The sequence below is a fragment of the Aerococcus sanguinicola genome (genome assembly GCF_008726925.1).
Classification (GTDB): Bacteria; Bacillota; Bacilli; order Lactobacillales; family Aerococcaceae; genus Aerococcus.
Genome location: NZ_VYWO01000004.1, coordinates 17,520 through 35,489 on the forward strand (window position 1 = coordinate 17,520; position 17,970 = coordinate 35,489).

The following is a 17,970-nucleotide window of genomic DNA, read 5'->3' on the forward strand; positions in this document are numbered from 1 at the left end:
TAAAGTATAAAAAGCAAGCCTTATAGCTTTTACAGGTGAAAGTTCTTTTATAGTACAGAAAAATGAATGAAAAGGCTGTCTTTTCTTTAGTTTGAGCTTTTTTTCACAAGACTTTATTGCTAAGGAAGGCCATGGTCTCAGGCCTTTGAATGAACTTTTAGTTTTTATTTAAATATTAAATCTTATACCTGTACCAGTCTTTAGCGAGCATCTGTTATAATATCCCGTGGAACAAGAAGACAAAACGCTTGTTTTAAGCGTTTTCACGGCAGATTTGGTGAAAGCTTTTTCTTGGACTGTTTTAGCTAAAGAAAATATTAAGCAAAAGCGCTAAACATTTGGCCTTTTTAACGGTATAATGAAGGGAAGACATTTGCTAGACTAGAAAGGATGTTAACTTATGATTACAATGGATGATATTATTCGGGACGGTCATCCCACCCTGCGGAAAAAGGCGGAAAAAGTGACCTTCCCCTTGACAGACGAGGACCTAGCCTTCGCCCAAGACTTGATGGACTACCTCCACAACAGCCAAGACGAAGAAATCGCTGAGAAATACGGCCTGCGTGCAGGTGTCGGCCTGGCTGCTCCCCAAGTCAATGTCTCCAAGCAAATGACTGCGGTCCTGATCCCTGACTTGGAAGACCCAGATGGCAAGATTATTATGGAAGAAGTGGTCTGCAACCCACGCATCCTCAGCCACTCCCTGGAGAAAGTTGCCCTGCCTAGTGGCGAAGGCTGCCTGTCCGTTGACCAAGACGTCCCAGGCTACGTCCCCCGCCCCGCGCGCATCACCCTCCGCTACCAAGACCTGGAAGGCAATGAGCACAAAAAACGCTTCAAAGGCTACCCCGCCATCGTCCTCCAACACGAAATCGACCACCTCAACGGCATCCTCTACTACGACCACATCAACCCAGACGACCCCTTCTCCCTCGACGAAAACTCCTTCGTATTGGGCGAAGAATATTAAAGAAGAAGGATCAGCAAGCTAGCCAGACCCTGGCTAGCTTGTTTTCATTATGGTGTGGGTGAGCTAGCTTGCCTAGTAGAGCTTCAACTTGTTAATGAAAGCCGCATTAGCAAGTTGCCGCCAGCCTACTTGCTAAAGGAGGCCTCGTTTGCAAGTTGTCGGATTCCTATTTGCTAACAGAGCCCTCATTCGCAAGTTACCGGATTCCTACTTGCTAACAGAGCCCACATTCGCAAGTTGTCGGATTCCTATTTGCTAACAGAGCCCTCATTCGCAAGTTGTCGGATTCCTATTTGCTAACAGAGCCCTCATTCGCAAGTTACCGGCAACTCACTCGCTTACAGAGGACCGCTAGCTTTTTTCAAACATAATGGTCTGCCCGGCTTATATCAATACCCCACTGACTGAAACCGTCGCACCAGAGATCCGTGAAAAATTAGCGAGCTTGCATCCGATTAACCGCATGGGTGAAGTCGATGAATTCTCTGCTGCTATCCTCTTCCTGGCTTCTGATGATGCGTCCTTTATCTCAGGGACAGACATCAAGGTCGATGGCGGCTACACGGCAGTTTAATAGGATAAAAAGTATAGACCAAGTCAAAATCACTTCACTTCGATACAAAAAAGGCTGGAACTTTTGCGGTTTCAGCCTTTTTATTGGCTTAGCCTAGCGACCGATTATGCGGCCAAGCGAGGACAAAGGATAGGATGAGGATGACAAAGTAAATGAGATTCAGCAGCCAGGTCTGATCTTGTCCAAAGATCGCGAGCAGGCGGTCTTCTATGCCGAAGCTGAAGAAGAAGAGACCTGCCAAGACGAAGGTGAGGGCGGCTTGCCGGTAGAGGGGACGCGGCTTAGTCCCTTTCCTTGCGATGAAATGCCAGGCAGTCAAGGCTAAGCTCAGCAAGGTCCAAACCCCCACAAAGAAGCCTGAACCGATGGCCAGGGCAAAGGCCAGCCCGACGAGCGTGTCCATGAAGGCCCCCTCTCCCATGGTGGAAGCAACGAGGGGCAGGCTAACGAAGGCCAGTCCCAGAAGAGAGAAGTACAGGGCTGGGAAGAGATTGCAGACTTTCAAAGCTTTCCGTGTCTTCATTAATAAAGAGCCTCCTTATGCTTAAAAGCTACTTACTTTTTTCCTTAAGGGCTTGGGCCAGGATCTGGGCCGCAATGCCATACTTGGATTGCTTTGCGATGGAGCGGACCTCTGTCGGCGTCACCAGGTGGACGGCATTGTCCTCGCTAGCGAAACCGATGTCCGCCTGGCTGACATCGTTGGCAACGATCATATGGGCCCCCTTCTTCTCGAGTTTTTGCCGGGCATAGTCCACCACATGCTGGGTCTCTGCCGCAAAGCCGATGACGAAGGCCTGGTCTTTGGGCAGGCTAGCTAGGATATCCGGATTCTCTGCCAGGTCCAAGTGGAGGCCCTGGTCCTGGTCTTGTTTTTTAATCTTTTGGTCAGAGGCATGGGCGGCCCGGTAGTCACTCACGGCAGCGGCCATGACGAGGATGTCCGCCCCTTGGATCTCTTCATGCATGGCTTGGGCCAGCTCTTGGGCAGTCGTTACCGGCCGGGTCTTAATCCCAGGCAGGACCGGGAGCTGCTGCGCTGAAGGGGTCTGTACCAGGGTCACTTGGGCGCCAGCCAGGAGGGCAACATGGGCGAGGGCGGTCCCCATCTTCCCGGAAGAGCGGTTGGAGAGATAGCGGACGGGGTCAAGAGCTTCCTCCGTTCCCCCAGCGCTAACCACCAACCGCTGACCGCTAAGATCGAGGGGCTGGTCCAAGGCCTGGCAGGCGAAGAAGGCTTCAATCCCGGCATAGATCTCCTCAATCTCCGGCATCCGCCCCTTCCCTTCATAACCCTCTGCCAAAAAGCCCGTAGCCGGCTCTAGGACGGAGTGGCCATCCGCACGCAGGCGGGCGACATTTCTTTGCACCCCAGGATTGGCCCACATCTTATGGTTCATAGCAGGCACGAAGACGACCGGTCCCGCATTGGCCAGAAGACTGCTTAGCGCCTCGTTGTCGGCTAATCCCTGGGCCATTTTCCCCAAGCTATTCGCCGTGGCAGGCACCATCACGCTCAGGTCGGCCCAGTCCGCCAAGGCAATATGGGCCACCGGGTCAGGATAAGCTCCTCCTTCGCGCAAGACGGGATACTTGGTCAGCACTTCAAAGGTCTCCGCCGTCACAAAACGTTCCGCAGCCGGTGTCAGGGCCACACGAACCGAAGCCCCTGCCCGGATCAAGAGACGGACCAAGCCGGGCACCTTATAAGCCGCAATCCCACCAGTCACCACCACTGCAATCTGTTTACCTGTTAACACACAACCCCTCCATTTAATCGGATATTTTGCTTAAAGTATAGCACAGATTGCTTCCACTCCCAATAAAAAACAAGCCTGGTGTCAGGCCAGGCAAGCCGTGTGGCTGAGAAACTGCCACTTTGCTCGCCTTATGGCCGTTTCTCAGCACGTTACGGTCATAGCGGCTGCCCTTTTGGCCGCTTCTCAGCGCCTTACGGTCATAGCGGCTGCCCTTTTGGCCGTTTCTCCTAGTCACTCTGATCTTTTCTAAAGAAAAAAACCTCCAGCATAAAAACTGGAGGATTTCTTCATTTATCGAAGCTACCCGCGCGCCCTCACGCCCTATACAAGAAATTGATAGAGGGTTGAGTTTTCGGAGATGTCGATGTAATTGGGGTCGAAGGCGGCCATGCGGTCTTTGAGGCCGTGGATGGACCCGGCTTCAGCGAGGTCAATGCCAATCAGCACGGGGCCGCTGGAGTGGCTCTTGCGCTTGGTGTATTCGAAGACGGAGATGTCGTCGCCTGGGCCGAGGACGTCGGTAACGAATTCTCTGAGGGCACCGGCTCTTTGTGGGAAGTTGACGATGAAGTAGTGCTTGATGCCTTCATAGATCAGGGCCTTCTCTTCGATTTCGGCCATGCGGTTGATGTCGTTGTTCCCGCCGGAGATTAAGCAGACCACGGTTTTGCCCTTGATCTGGTCAGCTAAAAGCTCGAGGGCGGCAACGCTCAGGGCGCCTGAGGGTTCAGCCACGATGGCTTGCTTGGTGTAGAGTTCCAAGATGGCTTGAGCAGCTAGACCTTCTGGGACCAGGCAGATGTCATCCACATTGGCCTTGACATGTTGGAAGGTGAGCTGGCCAGCTTCGCCAACTGCTGTCCCGTCGCAGAATTTGTCCACGCGTTCCAAGGCCGTGGGGGCACCCGCGTCGAGGGCAGCCTTCATGGAAGCCGCGCCAGTTGGTTCAACCCCGATGACCTTGGTTTCGGGCATGGCGTCTTTGACATAGGCCGAAACGCCAGAGATCAAGCCGCCCCCGCCGACTTGGACGAGGAAGTAGTCAGCTTGTTGCCCCTCAGCCACCAGGTCTTGGTGGACTTCAACTGCCAGGGTCCCTTGGCCGCGCATCACGTCTAGGTCATCATAGGGTTCGATGAAGCTGAGGCCATGCTCCTTGGCATAGGCATGGGCTGCCCGGTTGGATTCATCGAAGGTATCGCCTTCAATCTGAATGTCAACAAAGTCACCCCCAAAGTATTGGACCTGGCTAATCTTTTGATTAGGGGTCGTATTCGGCATGAAAATCACAGCCTGGATCCCTTTCTTCTGAGCAGTATAGGCTACCCCTTGGGCATGGTTACCGGCTGAAGCACAAATAACCCCCTTGGCCAAGTCTTCATCTGAGAGTTGGTTGATGGCATAGTAGGCCCCACGGATCTTGAAAGACCGCACCACTTGCAGGTCTTCACGCTTCAAGTAAATCCGCGCTTGGTACTTCTCAGATAAATAACTATCATATTGTAATGGGGTTTGGGGGAGATCTTGACGCAAGCTACGATAGGCGTCGAGGACCTCTTCTTTGGTGACTAATTCAGACATAAATACCTTCCTTCCAAATCAAGTGCCGGAAAGATAAGAAGGACCGCTTAACAGGCAATCCTTCTCACTTTATCGTCGCTTGAATTAATTACTGAGCCTGGAGTAAAACTGCCAGTCCCTTTATTTAATCACGAAGTTCTTCAAAACCTGTTCCAAAAGTCAGCCCTGACATCCACTTCACGAACTATGGAAAATCGTTGGCTAACGATTTTTCATAGTTCACGGACAGTTGCTATAGCTGTTCGAAGCGCAGCGAGTTACAGATATAGTATGCGTTAGCTGGTTCAGGCCTGAACGACTTTTGTCACACTCTCTTGAATTAATTCTTAGTGTCGACTTTATTCTTCTTAACAAATGGCATCATATCGCGAAGCTCTTCGCCCACTTCTTCGATTTGGTGGCTGGCTTCTTTTTCACGCATCTTGTGGAATTCAGGGAAGCCGTTCTTGTAGTCATTCACGAATTCACGGGCAAAGTCGCCGTCTTGGATGCGTTTGAGGGAAGCTTTCATGGCTTCTTTAACTTCTGGGCCGATGACACGTGGACCTGTTACATAGTCGCCGTATTCTGCGGTGTTAGAGCAGGATTGACGCATGTGGGACATCCCACCTTCATAGATCAAGTCAACGATTAATTTCATTTCGTGGCAAGTTTCAAAGTAAGCAGATTCAGGTTGGTAACCTGCTTCAACTAAAACTTCGAAGCCCGCTTCGATCAAGTGAGTCACCCCACCCATGAGGACGTTTTGTTCGCCGAAGAGGTCGGTTTCTGTTTCTTCCTTGAAGGTTGTTTCTAGAACCCCAACGCGGGTAGCGCCGATACCGTCTGCCCATGATAAGGCGATGTCGTGGGCCTTGCCCGTTGCATCTTGAGCAACAGCGACTAAGGCAGGAACAGCTGAGCCGTTTTCAAATTCGCGGCGAACTAAGTGGCCTGGGCCCTTAGGAGCAACCATGAAGACGTCGATATCTTCTGCTGGTTTAATGGTTCCGAAGTGGATGTTAAAACCATGGGCGAAGGCTAAGGCATTGCCTGCTTCTAAGTTATCTTTGATTTCTGCTTCATAAACGTCCGCTTGGATTTCGTCTGGTAAAAGCACCATCACGATATCTGCTTGCTTGCTGGCTTCAGCTACAGGGAAAACTTCGAAGCCGTCTTCGCGAGCGCGGTCAGCTGAGCTCCCTTCGCGAATCCCGATGATAACATCTTGGCCAGAGTCGCGTAAGTTCTTAGCGTGCGCGCCCCCTTGGGAACCGTAGCCAAGAACCGCAATTTTCTTGCCTTCTAGTGCGTTGTTTTGTACATCCTTTTCGTAATAAATTGTAGCCATAATTATTTCCTCCTAATTTTTTTAGACACCGCGAGGGTTGCCATAGTAATTATTATTTACTCCAAAGAGTAAGTTACTACCTAATAAATGGATTGGTCTTCGCGCTCTTGGTCGCTGGGAAGACCGTCTGTGATATCGACCGCGTAGATGACATCGATCTGCTTCTCGAGTTGGTTCATCAAGAGCTCAACCGCTGCCTGGTCGGCGAATTTAATGCCTAGGGTAATGATGGAAAATTCAGCGCTGGAATCAGCTGAACCCCCGGCATATTGCAAGGTAAGGGTATCGATGTTGTAGCCAGGTTTGAGCACGGTCTGGGTGATCCGGTTGAGGACCCCTGGCCGGTTCACTACCCGGGTTTGAATGATACGAGATTCCATTAGCCTAATCCCTCCATTTCATTATTGGGTTTACCTGCTGGAACCATTGGGAGCACCAGTTCATCCTTGGCAATCCGAACCTCAAGGACATAAGGCCCGTCATAGGCTAGCATGGCATCAATGGCGGCTTCTAGTTCAGCTGGATCGCTGACCCGGGCTGCCTTGACCCCTAGCGCTTCAGAGAGCTTGACAAAGTCTGGGTTCTTGTCCAAGAATTCAGAATGGGAGTAGCGTTGGCCATAGAACTTATCCTGCCATTGGTGGACCATGCCGAGAACCTCATTGTTCAGGATCATGAACTTAGGTTTGACAGGGTAGGAAGACAAGATATTCAGTTCTTGGTTGGTCATCTGGAAGCCTCCGTCGCCGACAATGGCCACGACATCCTGGCCTTCCTTAGCCCCAAAGGCTGCCCCAATCGCTGCGGGCACGCCATAACCCATGGTGCCTAGCCCGCCACTGGTCAAGAATTGATTGGTGTGGCGGACAGGATAGAATTGGGCGGCCCACATCTGGTGCTGGCCCACGTCCGTCACAATCAAGGCCTCGCCATCGGTCTTCTCACCCAGGTAAGCAATCGCCGCTTCTGGGCGGATGGTCGACCGGGCTTCTGGCAGGGCCATGGGGTGGTCGGCCAAGTTTTGCTTGTGGAAGGCCACCCAGTCAGCTGAGGACTGGTAGTTGGAGAGGGCGGCCGCATTGAGGGCTTCCAGGGCGACCTTGGCATCCGCAATGAGTTCAAAGTCAGGTTGGATGACTTTGCCGATTTCTGACGCATCGATATCGATGTGGATGATCTTAGCCCCTGGTGCAAAGTTGTCTGGCACCGAAGCCACCCGGTCATCGAAGCGTGAGCCGATATTGATCAAACAGTCCGTATTCATGAGCGCCATGTTAGCGGCGTAAGAGCCATGCATCCCGCCCATGCCGAGGAAGTAAGGGTCCTTGCTGTCAACAGCTCCCAAGCCCAAGAGTGTTGCGACCACTGGAATCTTGTGGGTATGGACGAATTCGCGCAGGTCTTCTTCGGCATTGGCCTTAGCAATCCCGCCCCCCACAAGGAGCAGAGGCTTTTTGCTGGCTTGGATTACTTCCATAATATTCTGAATATGCTCATTATTCGTAATCTTTTGTTGCTTCTCAGGCTGATAACCGGGCAAGTAGATCTCTGTGTTCACTTCATCCACCGGCACCATCTGCTGGCCTACATTCTTAGGAATGTCAACCACCACGACACCCTTCCGCCCTGAATTGGCAATATAGAAGGCTTCTTTGACGATGCGTGGAATATCGCGGGCATCCCGCACTTGGACGCAGTACTTAGTAATTGGCGTCATCACACCGATCACGTCAGTTTCCTGGAAGGCGTCCTTGCCGATGCCAGCTTGGGCAACCTGACCCGAGATCACGACCATGGGCACTGAATCCATCTGGGCCGTTGCCACTGCGGTGACAATATTGGTCGCACCAGGTCCCGACGTTACTACGCTGACGCCCGTCTTACCGCTCGCCCGGGCATAACCATCGGCCATATGCCCCGCCCCTTGTTCGTGCCGGGCTAAGACGTGGTTGGTACCGTTCTTGAAGAATTGGTCATACAGATCAAGGACCGCTCCTCCAGGGTAACCAAATATGACGTCTACCCCTTCCTTATTCAAGGCTTCAACAAGGAGCTGCATGCCCTGTTTTGTCTCTTCTTCCTTTGCCATTAAACCACCCATCCTTCTGCTTACTTACACTTTAGTTAAAATAAAAGCATCCCAATGCTTGCATGGGATGCTATGTCCCACTCTACAAAGCCGAATAGGACTCGAAGCTGATCTCAATCAGTCCAGTCCTAGCTGTGTAAAATGACTAAAATATTCACTTGTTTAAAATTCTTAGACATTTTCATGAGTGGAACTCCTTTCTTAATCGATAAATTGATTATACTGAGCCCAATCTCATTTGTCAATAGGATTTCTAATAATATTATCATTTAATTCTTATGAAAGTGGTTTTTATTCTGAATTTCATGCTAAAATAAGGCTAATAGTATAGAGGAGGTTTTGACATGACCCATGATAATGCCAGCGTCCTGAGCCTGAACAAGGTGAGCTACTACCGGCAGGGACGCCCCATCCTAAAAGATATCAACTTCAAGATCCAAAGCGGCGAACACTGGGCCCTGCTCGGCTTAAACGGTTCAGGTAAGTCGACTCTGATCCATATCCTGAGTGGCTACGACTGGCCGAGCTCGGGACAAGTAACGGTACTCGGTGAACGCTTCGGCCAAACCAATATCTCGCGGCTCAAACGACGGATTGGCCTGGTCTCTTCCTGGCTGGAATACCGCCTACCTGAGAATGACTCGGTGCTGAAGATCGTCCTGAGCGGTCTCTTCGCAAGCTTCGGCCTCTACCAGGCTGTCGGCCCCAAGGAAAAGCTGGCCGCCCAAGAACTCCTAGCCCGCTTCGACTGCCAAGACTTAGAGGACCGGCCCTTCGCCACCCTCTCCCAAGGGGAGAAGCAAAAAATCCTGATCCTAAGAGGGCTGATAACCAAGCCCGAGCTCCTGATCCTCGACGAACCCTTCAACGCCCTGGATCTCTTCGCACGGGAACGGCTCCTCGTCTTCCTGGGTGAAGTGAGCCAGGAAGAAGGCCTGAGCCTGGTTATGATCAGCCACCGGAGCGAAGACATCAGCCAGCTCTTCCAACACGTCCTCCTACTCAAAGAAGGCCAAGTCTTCGCCCAGGGCCCCCGCCAGGACATGCTCCAAGAGCGCCTACTGACCGACTTCTACGGCAAGCCCGTCGACTGCCTCCCCTACAAAGACCAACGCGTCCTCGTTGTGCCGCGCTAAGGGGGATTGCTCGCGCGAACTTGCGAATGGAGCGCTGGTTTGCGACTTGGGAACCGGCAACTTGCGATTGGAGCGCTGGTTTGCGACTTGGACACCACCTACTTTTTTAGCGGATGTCTCTGTTCGCAGGCCGCTCTCAGAAGCCTGATTAATCCCTTGCCATTGAAAATTTATTGGAAAGGCTATCGGAAGCTGCCAACCCACAATTAAAAAATGCGAGTGTGGGTAAGGGAATGCCAACATTCCACCAGACAGGTCGAGTGTGGCTTGAGAGCCGTTAACCCACATTCGAACCTTCTAAGTGTGGCTTGCTAGCCATCAACATACAATCAGAGCCCCCGGGTGTGGTTTAGTAAACAGGTATCCACACTCGTAAGACCCAATTGTAACTCGAGCGGGTAAAATAATCTCTGCAAGACGGTCCTGCCGTCTTGGCCCTTAACAAAGCTAGTATTCAAATTAAAAAGCATTGCATCAAAAAAAGCTGGATTTTACTCCAGCTTTTTAAATTGATCACAAAAGTCAATAAGGTGACTTTTGTAACATCATTATAATTAGTCGTCTTCTTCAACGATTTTGGCTTCTTTTTCGTTGATAACTTCTGGTTCGGCTTCGACTACGTCTTCGTCTACTTCTGCTTCTTCAGTAGGAACAGCGATAGAGACGATAACTTCTTCTGGGTCGGTGATGATTTCAGCGTTTTCGATGCCTTCGAAGGTCAAGTCGCCAACGGTGATGTTTTCGCCGATATCTAAGCCTTCAACGTCAGCTACGATGTATTCTGGTGCGGTAGCTGGGTCGATTTCAACAGTTACTTCGAAGAAGTTCAAGGCAGCTACGCCGTCTGGGTTAGCCAGTTTGTCTTCGTTTTCGATGTAAACTGGGATATCCATTTCAAGTTTTTCACCCTTCTTGATAGCTTGAAGGTTGACATTATAGATAATTGGCTTCAAGGCCGCACGTGAGATGTCACGTAGGAAGACGGTGCGTGTTTCTTCGCCTTCAATTTCGAGTTCGAAGACGGAGTTGATCCCGAGTTCGCGTTCGATTAATTCAACGTCAGCACGTTCCATGCTAATGTTAATTGGTTCAAGGTCGCTTGCATAAACAACGCCTGGTACTAAGTCTTCTTGACGTAATTTCTTAGATGCGTTTGTCCCTGCAGCTTCACGTTTCTTTGCTACAAATTTCATGTATTTACCTCCTGAAATCGATTCGTTTACCTAAAAATAGATACTTTTTAATCTTATCATAAGCAATAGACTATTTTCAAGTCTTCAAATCATAATCCTATGTATCCCTTATTATAGCATAATTTTGCAAGAATACAGTTGCAAATGTCTATAAAATTCAATTATGATATAACTATTAGAATCAACTCAAAAATATTAAAAAGGAGACCCACCATGTACTATCAATCCACCCGCAATCCCAAGCAAGTCGTCTCAGCTTCCCAGGCTATCCTCCAGGGGCTAGCACCAGACGGCGGGCTCTATGTTCCCCAATCCTTCCCCCAACTGGACCTGGACTGGGACCAGCTTAAAGACTACTCCTACCAAGAAATGGCAGCCTTCATCCTCAGCCCCTTCCTCGATGACTACCGTCCGGAAGACCTCCGTGCCTGCATCGACGCTGCCTATGACCAAAAGTTCGATGATCCCAAAATTGCGCCGCTTGTTCAAGTGGGCGACCGCTATCATTTGGAGCTCTTCCACGGAGCAACCATCGCCTTCAAGGATATGGCCCTGTCGATCCTGCCCCATCTGATGACCAAGGCAGCTGAAATTAACCACAATGATAAAGAAATCATCATCCTGACGGCCACCTCAGGGGATACCGGTAAGGCCGCCATGGCTGGCTTCGCCGATGTGCCGTCTACCAAGATTGCGGTCTTCTATCCAGAAGGCGGGGTGAGCGACATCCAAGAGAAGCAGATGCTCACCCAAAAAGGGGCCAATACCTATGTCTATGCGGTAAAGGGCAACTTCGATGATGCCCAGACCAAGGTCAAGGCCCTCTTCAACGACCCCGACCTGCGCCAAAAGCTAGCCGACCAAGGGGCCCAGTTCTCTTCTGCCAACTCCATGAATATCGGCCGGCTCCTGCCCCAAGTGGTCTACTACTTCTATGCCTATGCCCAATTGGTCAAGACCGGCGCCATCACGGCGGGCGAGGCCATCGACTTCACCGTACCAACAGGAAACTTCGGGAATATCTTGGCAGCTTATTACGGCCAACGCTGTGGTCTGCCGGTCAAGCAACTCATCTGTGCTTCTAACGACAACAAGGTCCTCTACGACTTCTTCCAGACTGGGACCTATAACCGCAAGCGTGACTTCAAGCTAACCATCTCCCCTTCCATGGACATCCTCGTCTCCTCCAACTTCGAGCGCATGCTCTACCATGCCCTAGGCGATGATAGCCAGGAGCTGACTCGGCTCATGGACCAGCTGGACCAAGATGGCCGCTACCAAGTAACGTCTGAAGAGCTCCAAGCCTTCCAGGGGCTAAGCGGGGAATACGCCAGCGAGGCAGAGACCAAGGATGAAATTAAGACCGTCTTCGACCGCACAGGCTATCTCATGGACCCCCACACTGCTGTGGCTTCACGGAGCTATGGCAAGTACTTAGCTGACCATGAAGCGGGCCAGGCAGGCGTCATCATCTCCACCGCCAGCCCTTACAAATTCCCAGCTACAGTGCTTGAAGCCATTGGTCAAGATGCCAGCCAAGCCAGCATCAGCGACCGCCTGGCTAGCCTGCGCGAACTGAGCGGTCTTGCCTATCCTCAAGCCATCCAGGAACTCGAAAGCGCCCCCGTCCGCGACAAAGACATCCTGTCTATCGACCAAATGGAAGACCAAGTGCTGAAGATTGTGGAAGATTAAAAGAATAAATCGAATGTCCCCAAACTAGGTCTTGCAGCCTGCTTTGGGGCATTTTTCATCTTCCCAATCTTTTGTCTAAAGGCTGGGAATATATTATACTTAAGGCAATGACAATAAAGGAGCGATTCCACCATGAGCAAAAAAATATGGCGACATTTTCACAAAAAAGACTTGCAAGAACGCTGGCAGGTCCTCGAAGAGGCAGGGATCCTGAGTCCTGAAAGTTACCAAGCGCTCACTGGGGGCCAGGGCCTATCCCTGGAGATGGCCGACCAGATGATTGAAAATGTCATCACGACCTACCAGATTCCCATGGGCCTGAGTCTGAACTTGACCGTCAATGACAAGGCCTATATCGTGCCCATGGTAACCGAAGAACCCAGCGTAGTTGCCGCCAGCAACTTCGCCGGGCAAATCGTTAATGCCGGTTCTGGCTTCAAGGCCCAGGTCAAGTCCCGCCTAATGACGGGCCAGGTCTGCCTGACAGGTCCTGCTGATCCGGACCTCCAAAATCACTTCGAAGATTGGGTCAGTGCCCATGAAGGCGACATCTTGGACTGGGCGCGCTCGGCCTATCCCGCCATCCTCAAGTATGGAGGTGGCCCACGCGCGGTCCGTTCGGCCTATTACCCCTACAAGGACCGGGGCTTCTACCTCATCTACCTGGATGTGGATACCCAGGAAGCCATGGGGGCCAATATGATGAACACCATGTTGGAGGCCGTCAAGCTGAAGAGCTGCCAGGCCCTCAACCAGAGCCTGGCCAGTGACGCCAGCCCTGTCTTCGATCCCCTCATGGCCATCCTCTCCAACCATGCTGACCAATGCCTGGTTGAGGTAAGCTGTGAAATTCCAGCGCGCAAGCTCAGCCGTCCAGGGCTAGCTGGTAGCCTGGTCGCCCAGCGGATTGCCTATGCCAGCGACCTGGCCCAGGTCGACCCCTACCGGGCAGCCACCCACAACAAGGGGATCATGAATGGAATTGATGCGGTTGTTGTCGCCACTGGCAATGACTGGCGGGCCATCGAAGCCGGTGCCCACTCCTATGCCGCTAAGGATGGGGCCTACCGCGGCCTCGCCACTTGGGACTATGATGCCCAAGCGGAGACCCTCCGAGGCCAGCTCTGCCTGCCCCTAGCAGTAGGCACAGTTGGGGGTTCTATCGGTATCCATCCCCAGGCCAAGTTAAGCCAGGACCTACTCGGCCACTTACCCGCCCAAGAGCTCATGCAGGTGATCGCGGCTATTGGCCTGGCCCAGAACCTCGCCGCACTCCGAGCCCTGGTGTCGGAGGGTATCCAGTCCGGACATATGGCCCTCCACGCCCGGTCTGTCGCCATCCAGGTTGGTGCCGAGGGCGAAGAAGTTGCCCAGCTGGCCGCTGCCCTAGCTGATAGCTCGACCATCAACCAAGAAACAGCCCGTGAACTCTTAGCTGAACTCCGGCAAGAAAAGAATAAGTATTAATATCAGAGCTAAAGAAATACCTCTGCTGGCATTCCCTAGCAGAGGTATTTCTTTGTCTTTATTTGATTTTTATTTCTTCCCATAGCGGCGTTGGTGGGCGGCCATACCCTGGACATAGTAGGTCTCGCTCGGATGAGCAGGCGTCAGATTGAGCTGGCTGCCATCACTCGGCAGGCGGTCATTAAAGAGTTCCTCGTAGCGTTCGACTGACACTTCTTCGCGCTGGTCGAGGAAGGCTTCATGGGCCGCTTTATGCTGGCCGGCTTGGAAGCCCTCTGCCAGGGTCAGGCTGAAGAATTCGCCCACCGATCCTGAACCGTAGCTGTACATGCCAATCCGGTCGCCCGCTTTGAGGCTATCAGCCTGGTCCAAGAGGCTGATCAAGCTGAGATAGAGCGAGCCGGTATAGACATTGCCGATCCGCCGGCTGTAGACTTCGCTAGCCTCAAAATAGGTCCGCAAGCTGTCCTTCTTAGCGTCAGACGCCCCCCGCATCAGGCGACGGAGGCCCTTAAGCCCCATCTTGGTGTAAGGCAGGTGGAAGCAGATGGCTTCGAAGTCATCCAAAGTTAAGCCTGTTTCTTCTTGGTACTTCTCCCAAACTTGTTCCAGAACATGGGTGTACTGGCGGAGGGAGAGCTTGCCATCCACCATGGCCTTGTCCGTATAGTTAGGCCGCCAGAAGTCCATCACGTCTTCCGTCATGAAGGCAGATACTGGGTCCACTAGGGCTAGGCTCGGATTGGCAGAGAGCAGCATGGCAACCGCCCCTGCCCCCTGGGTCGCCTCCCCGGAGGTCTCCAAGCCATAGCGGGCAATATCGGAAGCTACGACGAGCACTTTACGCTCGGGATGGCTGCGCACATAGTCCAAGCCCAGGTGGAGGGCTGCCGTTGCGCTATAGCAGGCTTCCTTGAACTCCACCGACCGAGCAAAAGGCTGGATACCCAGCAAGTGGTGGATGTAGACAGCGGAAGACTTGGACTGGTCAATCCCACTCTCCGTGCCCACCAGAACCATATCAATCGCTGCCTTGTCTGCCTCCGTTAAGAAAACAGCAGCATTGGCCCCCATGGTTACAATGTCCTGGCTGATTGGAGGGACAGCCATCTGGTCCTGGCCGATCCCCTCCTTAAATTTCTTCGGGTCAACGTCGCGCGCATGGGCTAAATTCGCCATATCGACGAAGTAGCCTGGCGCATAGAAGTTCATCTTATCAATACCCACAGCTAAATTCTGCATACTATCTTCTCCCATACTTGATTATTTTAAAACTGGTCAACGTCCCAGAAATTCGAATATAGTCAATTGTTATTTTATCATCTTTAGCCGTAAATATGTACCAATCTTATTTAAGAACTGGTAAAGAAGCGAGCTAGAGGCAAGGACTTGCTCAACCTGACCTCTAAAAGAAGCCCTTTGATCCTTTCAAGACCAAAAAAATTCCTCCCCACACAATCAGTGAAAACAAAAAAGCCATGCACGCATTGAACATGGCCTCGTATAATCTCTATTCTTAGTGGAGCACCTTATCCAAGAAGCTCTTAGTCCGTTCATTTTCAGGTTGGGTGAAGAGTTTTTCAGGAACATCCTCTTCCACAATATAGCCCCCATCCATGAAGACGACCCGGTCAGAAACCTCGCGGGCAAAGCCCATTTCGTGGGTCACAATCACCATGGTCATCCCTTCTTCTGCCAAGTCCTTCATCACTTCTAGAACATCTCCTACCATTTCGGGGTCCAGGGCAGAAGTCGGTTCGTCAAAGAGCATCAGGTCAGGGTTCATAGCTAGGGCCCGGGCAATAGCCACCCGCTGTTGTTGGCCCCCAGACAAGGAGTTGGGATAGGCGTCCGCCTTATCCTCCAAGCCCACCGTATCCAAGAGTTCGAGGGCTTTCTGGTCCGCTTCAGCTTGGCTCATCTTATTTAATTCCACAGGGGCCAAGGCTATATTTTCTTGGACGGTAAGATGGGGGAAGAGGTTGAACTGCTGGAAGACCATGCCCACATTCTCCCGAGCCTTGTTAATATCGATCGAAGGATCAGAAATATTGACACCATCCACGATCACTTCTCCCGCATCAATATCTTCTAAGCGATTCAGACAACGCAGCATGGTTGATTTCCCGGAACCTGAAGGGCCAATCACACAAACCACTTCCCCTTCAGCCACCTTGAAATTAATATCCTTTAATACCTCATTATCGCCAAAGCTCTTCTTTAGCCCGTTTACGACGACTTTATCCATCATGATCATCCTTTCGCTTTCTCATCAATCTCTTAATTAAGTAGTCCTATTATATCAAATATATGACAAACTAACAGCTATTCTGGAAAATTTATTACAAGAAAGATCATGAGAGATTAGTTAGCCTAAATAAACTTTTTCAACACTAATAAAAGACCAGCCCTCCAGCTGGTCTCCTTTATTTTTTATCTTTATTATGTAACGCCTAATAGCGAGATACGGCCTTAATTGGCATTGGATCACCTTAACCTTTCTGTTGAAATTGATTGAAAAGCAAGAACAATCCAGTCACTCCTTCCTGCAAAAAGAAAAACTAGCCCAGCAAAAAGCGGGCTAGTTGGATTTGACAATATAAGATTTTGGGCATGAAGGATGACCGGCACGCGTAACACTCACTAAGCTTTGCTTTAGCATCGTCATTCGTAAGTGTCACTCCCTTCTGTCATTCTCCAGCTACTTCTATTGTAACGGATGCTATAAAATTTGCAAGTTATTTGCCAATTTCGACGGTTTTTTCTTCATCGTAGAAGAAGTTTACCGCATTGTTATAGCAGACATTGGTGATGAGTTTCTCTAAGAGGGCGTCATCATTAGGGATTTCACCACGTTCAACCAAGTCGCCGATGTAGTCACAGAAGAGGCGACGGAAGTATTCGTGGCGGGTGTAAGAGGTGAAGCTCCGTGAGTCGGTTAACATGCCGACAAAGTTCATCAAGAGACCAGCTTCAGCATAAGACTTGAATTGTTTCAACATCCCATACTTGGTATCGTTGAACCACCAGCCGGAACCTAATTGGCAACGGCTCTTCTGACCATCTTCATTGCCTTGGAAGTTAGCTAAAGTTGTTGCTACCAAGTCAAAGTAGGTTGGGTTCAATGGGTAGATAATGGTCTTAGGCAATTCATCGGTCTTGTCAGCCGCATCTAAGAGACGGTTGAGAGCTTCAGCGACATTGCCTTGGTCATTGATGGAGTCTAAACCAGAGTCGAAGCCAGTCTTTTCAAACATCCGGGTGGAGTTGTCACGGATGGCACCAAAGTGGATTTGGAATACAAAGTCTTCGCGTTTGTAGATCTTCATCAATTCCACTAAGAGGGCACTTTGGAATTTAGCGTATTCTAATTCGGTCAAAGCTTGGCCCTTAGCTGCTTTTTGGAAGATGTCTTCGACTTCTTCTTCTGTCGCATCAGCGTAAGCTAAGACTTTGAGGCCGTGGTCAGAAACGTGAGACCCGTGCTCACCGAAGAATTTGATCCGGTCTTCCAAGGATTCCATTAACTTCGCGAAGGAATCGATATGGATACCGTTCGCTTCTTCCATCTTGGCTAAGAAGTCAACGAAGGCTTCTTCCCCTGCCTTGAAGGCCCCATCTGGACGGAAGCCAGGTACCACGTCAACATCGAAAGAATCATCTTCCGCAATTTGCTTGTGGTATTCCAAGCTATCGAAGGGGTTATCAGTGGTACAGATAAAGGTAACATTTGAGTCCTTGATCAATTGACGGGCGGTTAATTTTTCGTCTTGTAATTTGGTATTTACCTTATCGTAGATTTCTTTCCAGTTGTCTGACGATAAGATTTCATCGATACCAAAATAACGTTTCAATTCCAAAGCATTCCAGTGGAAGAGAGGGTTCCCGATTGTATTTGGAACGGTTTCAGCCCATGCCTTGAACTTGTCTTCCGGTGCTGCATCCCCCGTAATTAAGGCTTCAGGATAGCCCATAGCACGTAAACCACGCCATTTGTAGTGGTCCCCGCCGAGGAAGAGTTCCGTTGCATTCGCAAATTCATGGTCTTCCGCGATTTCTTGTGGGCTTAAGTGGCAGTGGAAGTCATAGATTGGCATATCTTTTGCAAAGTCATGGTAGAGGTGCTTGGCGCTTTCACTCTGTAACATAAAGTCGTCATTAATAAATGGCAT

The 17,970-nt window shown here is 50.8% G+C and carries 15 protein-coding genes; 5 read left to right on the top strand and 10 right to left on the bottom strand.

Annotated features, from left to right (window positions below; genetic code table 11):
* The first annotated feature begins 400 nt into the window (after positions 1-400).
* Positions 401-973 carry a peptide deformylase gene (gene def / locus F6I03_RS06525; RefSeq protein WP_070431073.1) on the top strand — a complete coding sequence of 191 codons (573 nt, stop codon included), beginning with the start codon at positions 401-403 and terminating at the stop codon, positions 971-973.
* A gap of 370 nt (positions 974-1,343) precedes the next feature.
* Complete coding sequence (locus tag F6I03_RS06530; protein ID WP_070431072.1) at positions 1,344-1,547, top strand: SDR family oxidoreductase; 204 nt, start codon at positions 1,344-1,346, stop codon at positions 1,545-1,547.
* Positions 1,548-1,635: 88 nt separating this feature from the next.
* Here the strand turns inward: F6I03_RS06530 and F6I03_RS06535 are convergent, their stop codons facing one another.
* The 6 genes from F6I03_RS06535 to ilvB form a co-directional block, all read right to left on the bottom strand.
* Entirely contained in the window at positions 1,636-2,070 is a 435-nt protein-coding gene (locus tag F6I03_RS06535; protein WP_070431071.1) for a hypothetical protein, read from the bottom strand.
* Between the two features lie 28 nt (positions 2,071-2,098).
* Positions 2,099-3,307: a bifunctional phosphopantothenoylcysteine decarboxylase/phosphopantothenate--cysteine ligase CoaBC gene (gene coaBC / locus F6I03_RS06540; RefSeq protein ID WP_070431070.1), complete on the bottom strand. Its 1,209-nt coding sequence runs from the start codon at positions 3,305-3,307 to the stop codon at positions 2,099-2,101.
* 321 nt (positions 3,308-3,628) lie between these two features.
* Positions 3,629-4,888 (bottom strand): threonine ammonia-lyase IlvA, encoded by a 1,260-nt coding sequence (gene ilvA, locus F6I03_RS06545; protein ID WP_070431069.1) that lies wholly within the window; start codon positions 4,886-4,888, stop codon positions 3,629-3,631.
* Between the two features lie 319 nt (positions 4,889-5,207).
* Entirely contained in the window at positions 5,208-6,218 is a 1,011-nt protein-coding gene (ilvC, locus tag F6I03_RS06550; protein ID WP_070431068.1) for a ketol-acid reductoisomerase, read from the bottom strand.
* 80 nt (positions 6,219-6,298) lie between these two features.
* The gene (locus F6I03_RS06555) at positions 6,299-6,598 is read right to left on the bottom strand and encodes an ACT domain-containing protein (RefSeq protein ID WP_070431067.1); all 300 of its coding nucleotides are present in this window, start codon (positions 6,596-6,598) and stop codon (positions 6,299-6,301) included.
* Positions 6,598-8,307 carry a biosynthetic-type acetolactate synthase large subunit gene (gene ilvB, locus F6I03_RS06560; protein WP_070431066.1) on the bottom strand — a complete coding sequence of 570 codons (1,710 nt, stop codon included), beginning with the start codon at positions 8,305-8,307 and terminating at the stop codon, positions 6,598-6,600. The genes F6I03_RS06555 and ilvB overlap by 1 nt, the downstream gene beginning before the upstream one ends.
* 344 nt (positions 8,308-8,651) lie before the next feature.
* Between ilvB and F6I03_RS06565 the strand changes: the two genes are divergently transcribed.
* Positions 8,652-9,443, top strand: a complete 792-nt coding sequence (locus F6I03_RS06565; RefSeq protein WP_070431065.1) for an ABC transporter ATP-binding protein — start codon at positions 8,652-8,654, stop codon at positions 9,441-9,443.
* A 554-nt stretch (positions 9,444-9,997) separates the two neighbouring features.
* Here F6I03_RS06565 and F6I03_RS06570 read toward each other — a convergent pair.
* Positions 9,998-10,636, bottom strand: a complete 639-nt coding sequence (locus F6I03_RS06570) for a 50S ribosomal protein L25 (RefSeq protein ID WP_070431064.1) — start codon at positions 10,634-10,636, stop codon at positions 9,998-10,000.
* 213 nt (positions 10,637-10,849) lie between these two features.
* Between F6I03_RS06570 and thrC the strand changes: the two genes are divergently transcribed.
* A complete protein-coding gene (gene thrC, locus F6I03_RS06575; protein WP_070431063.1) occupies positions 10,850-12,331 on the top strand; it encodes a threonine synthase in 1,482 nt (493 codons plus the stop codon).
* Positions 12,332-12,463: 132 nt separating this feature from the next.
* The gene (locus tag F6I03_RS06580; RefSeq protein ID WP_070431062.1) at positions 12,464-13,798 is read left to right on the top strand and encodes a hydroxymethylglutaryl-CoA reductase, degradative; all 1,335 of its coding nucleotides are present in this window, start codon (positions 12,464-12,466) and stop codon (positions 13,796-13,798) included.
* Between the two features lie 69 nt (positions 13,799-13,867).
* On the opposite strand, the gene F6I03_RS06585 is transcribed toward F6I03_RS06580, so the two are convergent.
* From F6I03_RS06585 to uxaC, 3 genes are all read right to left on the bottom strand, one after another.
* Complete coding sequence (locus F6I03_RS06585) at positions 13,868-15,040, bottom strand: hydroxymethylglutaryl-CoA synthase (protein WP_070431061.1); 1,173 nt, start codon at positions 15,038-15,040, stop codon at positions 13,868-13,870.
* A 274-nt stretch (positions 15,041-15,314) separates the two neighbouring features.
* The gene (locus F6I03_RS06590) at positions 15,315-16,049 is read right to left on the bottom strand and encodes an amino acid ABC transporter ATP-binding protein (RefSeq protein ID WP_210383792.1); all 735 of its coding nucleotides are present in this window, start codon (positions 16,047-16,049) and stop codon (positions 15,315-15,317) included.
* A gap of 487 nt (positions 16,050-16,536) precedes the next feature.
* A complete protein-coding gene (uxaC, locus tag F6I03_RS06595) occupies positions 16,537-17,970 on the bottom strand; it encodes a glucuronate isomerase (RefSeq protein ID WP_070431060.1) in 1,434 nt (477 codons plus the stop codon).

Bases quoted from the DNA above. Each gene is read 5' to 3' on its own strand.
- def (WP_070431073.1), top strand. From the start codon at position 401: ATGATTACAATGGATGATATTATTCGGGACGGTCATCCCACCCTGCGG.
- F6I03_RS06530 (WP_070431072.1), top strand. From the start codon at position 1,344: ATGGTCTGCCCGGCTTATATCAATACCCCACTGACTGAAACCGTCGCA.
- F6I03_RS06535 (WP_070431071.1), bottom strand. From the start codon at position 2,070: ATGAAGACACGGAAAGCTTTGAAAGTCTGCAATCTCTTCCCAGCCCTG.
- ilvA (WP_070431069.1), bottom strand. From the start codon at position 4,888: ATGTCTGAATTAGTCACCAAAGAAGAGGTCCTCGACGCCTATCGTAGC.
- ilvC (WP_070431068.1), bottom strand. From the start codon at position 6,218: ATGGCTACAATTTATTACGAAAAGGATGTACAAAACAACGCACTAGAA.
- F6I03_RS06555 (WP_070431067.1), bottom strand. From the start codon at position 6,598: ATGGAATCTCGTATCATTCAAACCCGGGTAGTGAACCGGCCAGGGGTC.
- ilvB (WP_070431066.1), bottom strand. From the start codon at position 8,307: ATGGCAAAGGAAGAAGAGACAAAACAGGGCATGCAGCTCCTTGTTGAA.
- F6I03_RS06565 (WP_070431065.1), top strand. From the start codon at position 8,652: ATGACCCATGATAATGCCAGCGTCCTGAGCCTGAACAAGGTGAGCTAC.
- F6I03_RS06570 (WP_070431064.1), bottom strand. From the start codon at position 10,636: ATGAAATTTGTAGCAAAGAAACGTGAAGCTGCAGGGACAAACGCATCT.
- thrC (WP_070431063.1), top strand. From the start codon at position 10,850: ATGTACTATCAATCCACCCGCAATCCCAAGCAAGTCGTCTCAGCTTCC.
- F6I03_RS06580 (WP_070431062.1), top strand. From the start codon at position 12,464: ATGAGCAAAAAAATATGGCGACATTTTCACAAAAAAGACTTGCAAGAA.
- F6I03_RS06585 (WP_070431061.1), bottom strand. From the start codon at position 15,040: ATGCAGAATTTAGCTGTGGGTATTGATAAGATGAACTTCTATGCGCCA.
- F6I03_RS06590 (WP_210383792.1), bottom strand. From the start codon at position 16,049: ATGATGGATAAAGTCGTCGTAAACGGGCTAAAGAAGAGCTTTGGCGAT.
- uxaC (WP_070431060.1), bottom strand. From the start codon at position 17,970: ATGCCATTTATTAATGACGACTTTATGTTACAGAGTGAAAGCGCCAAG.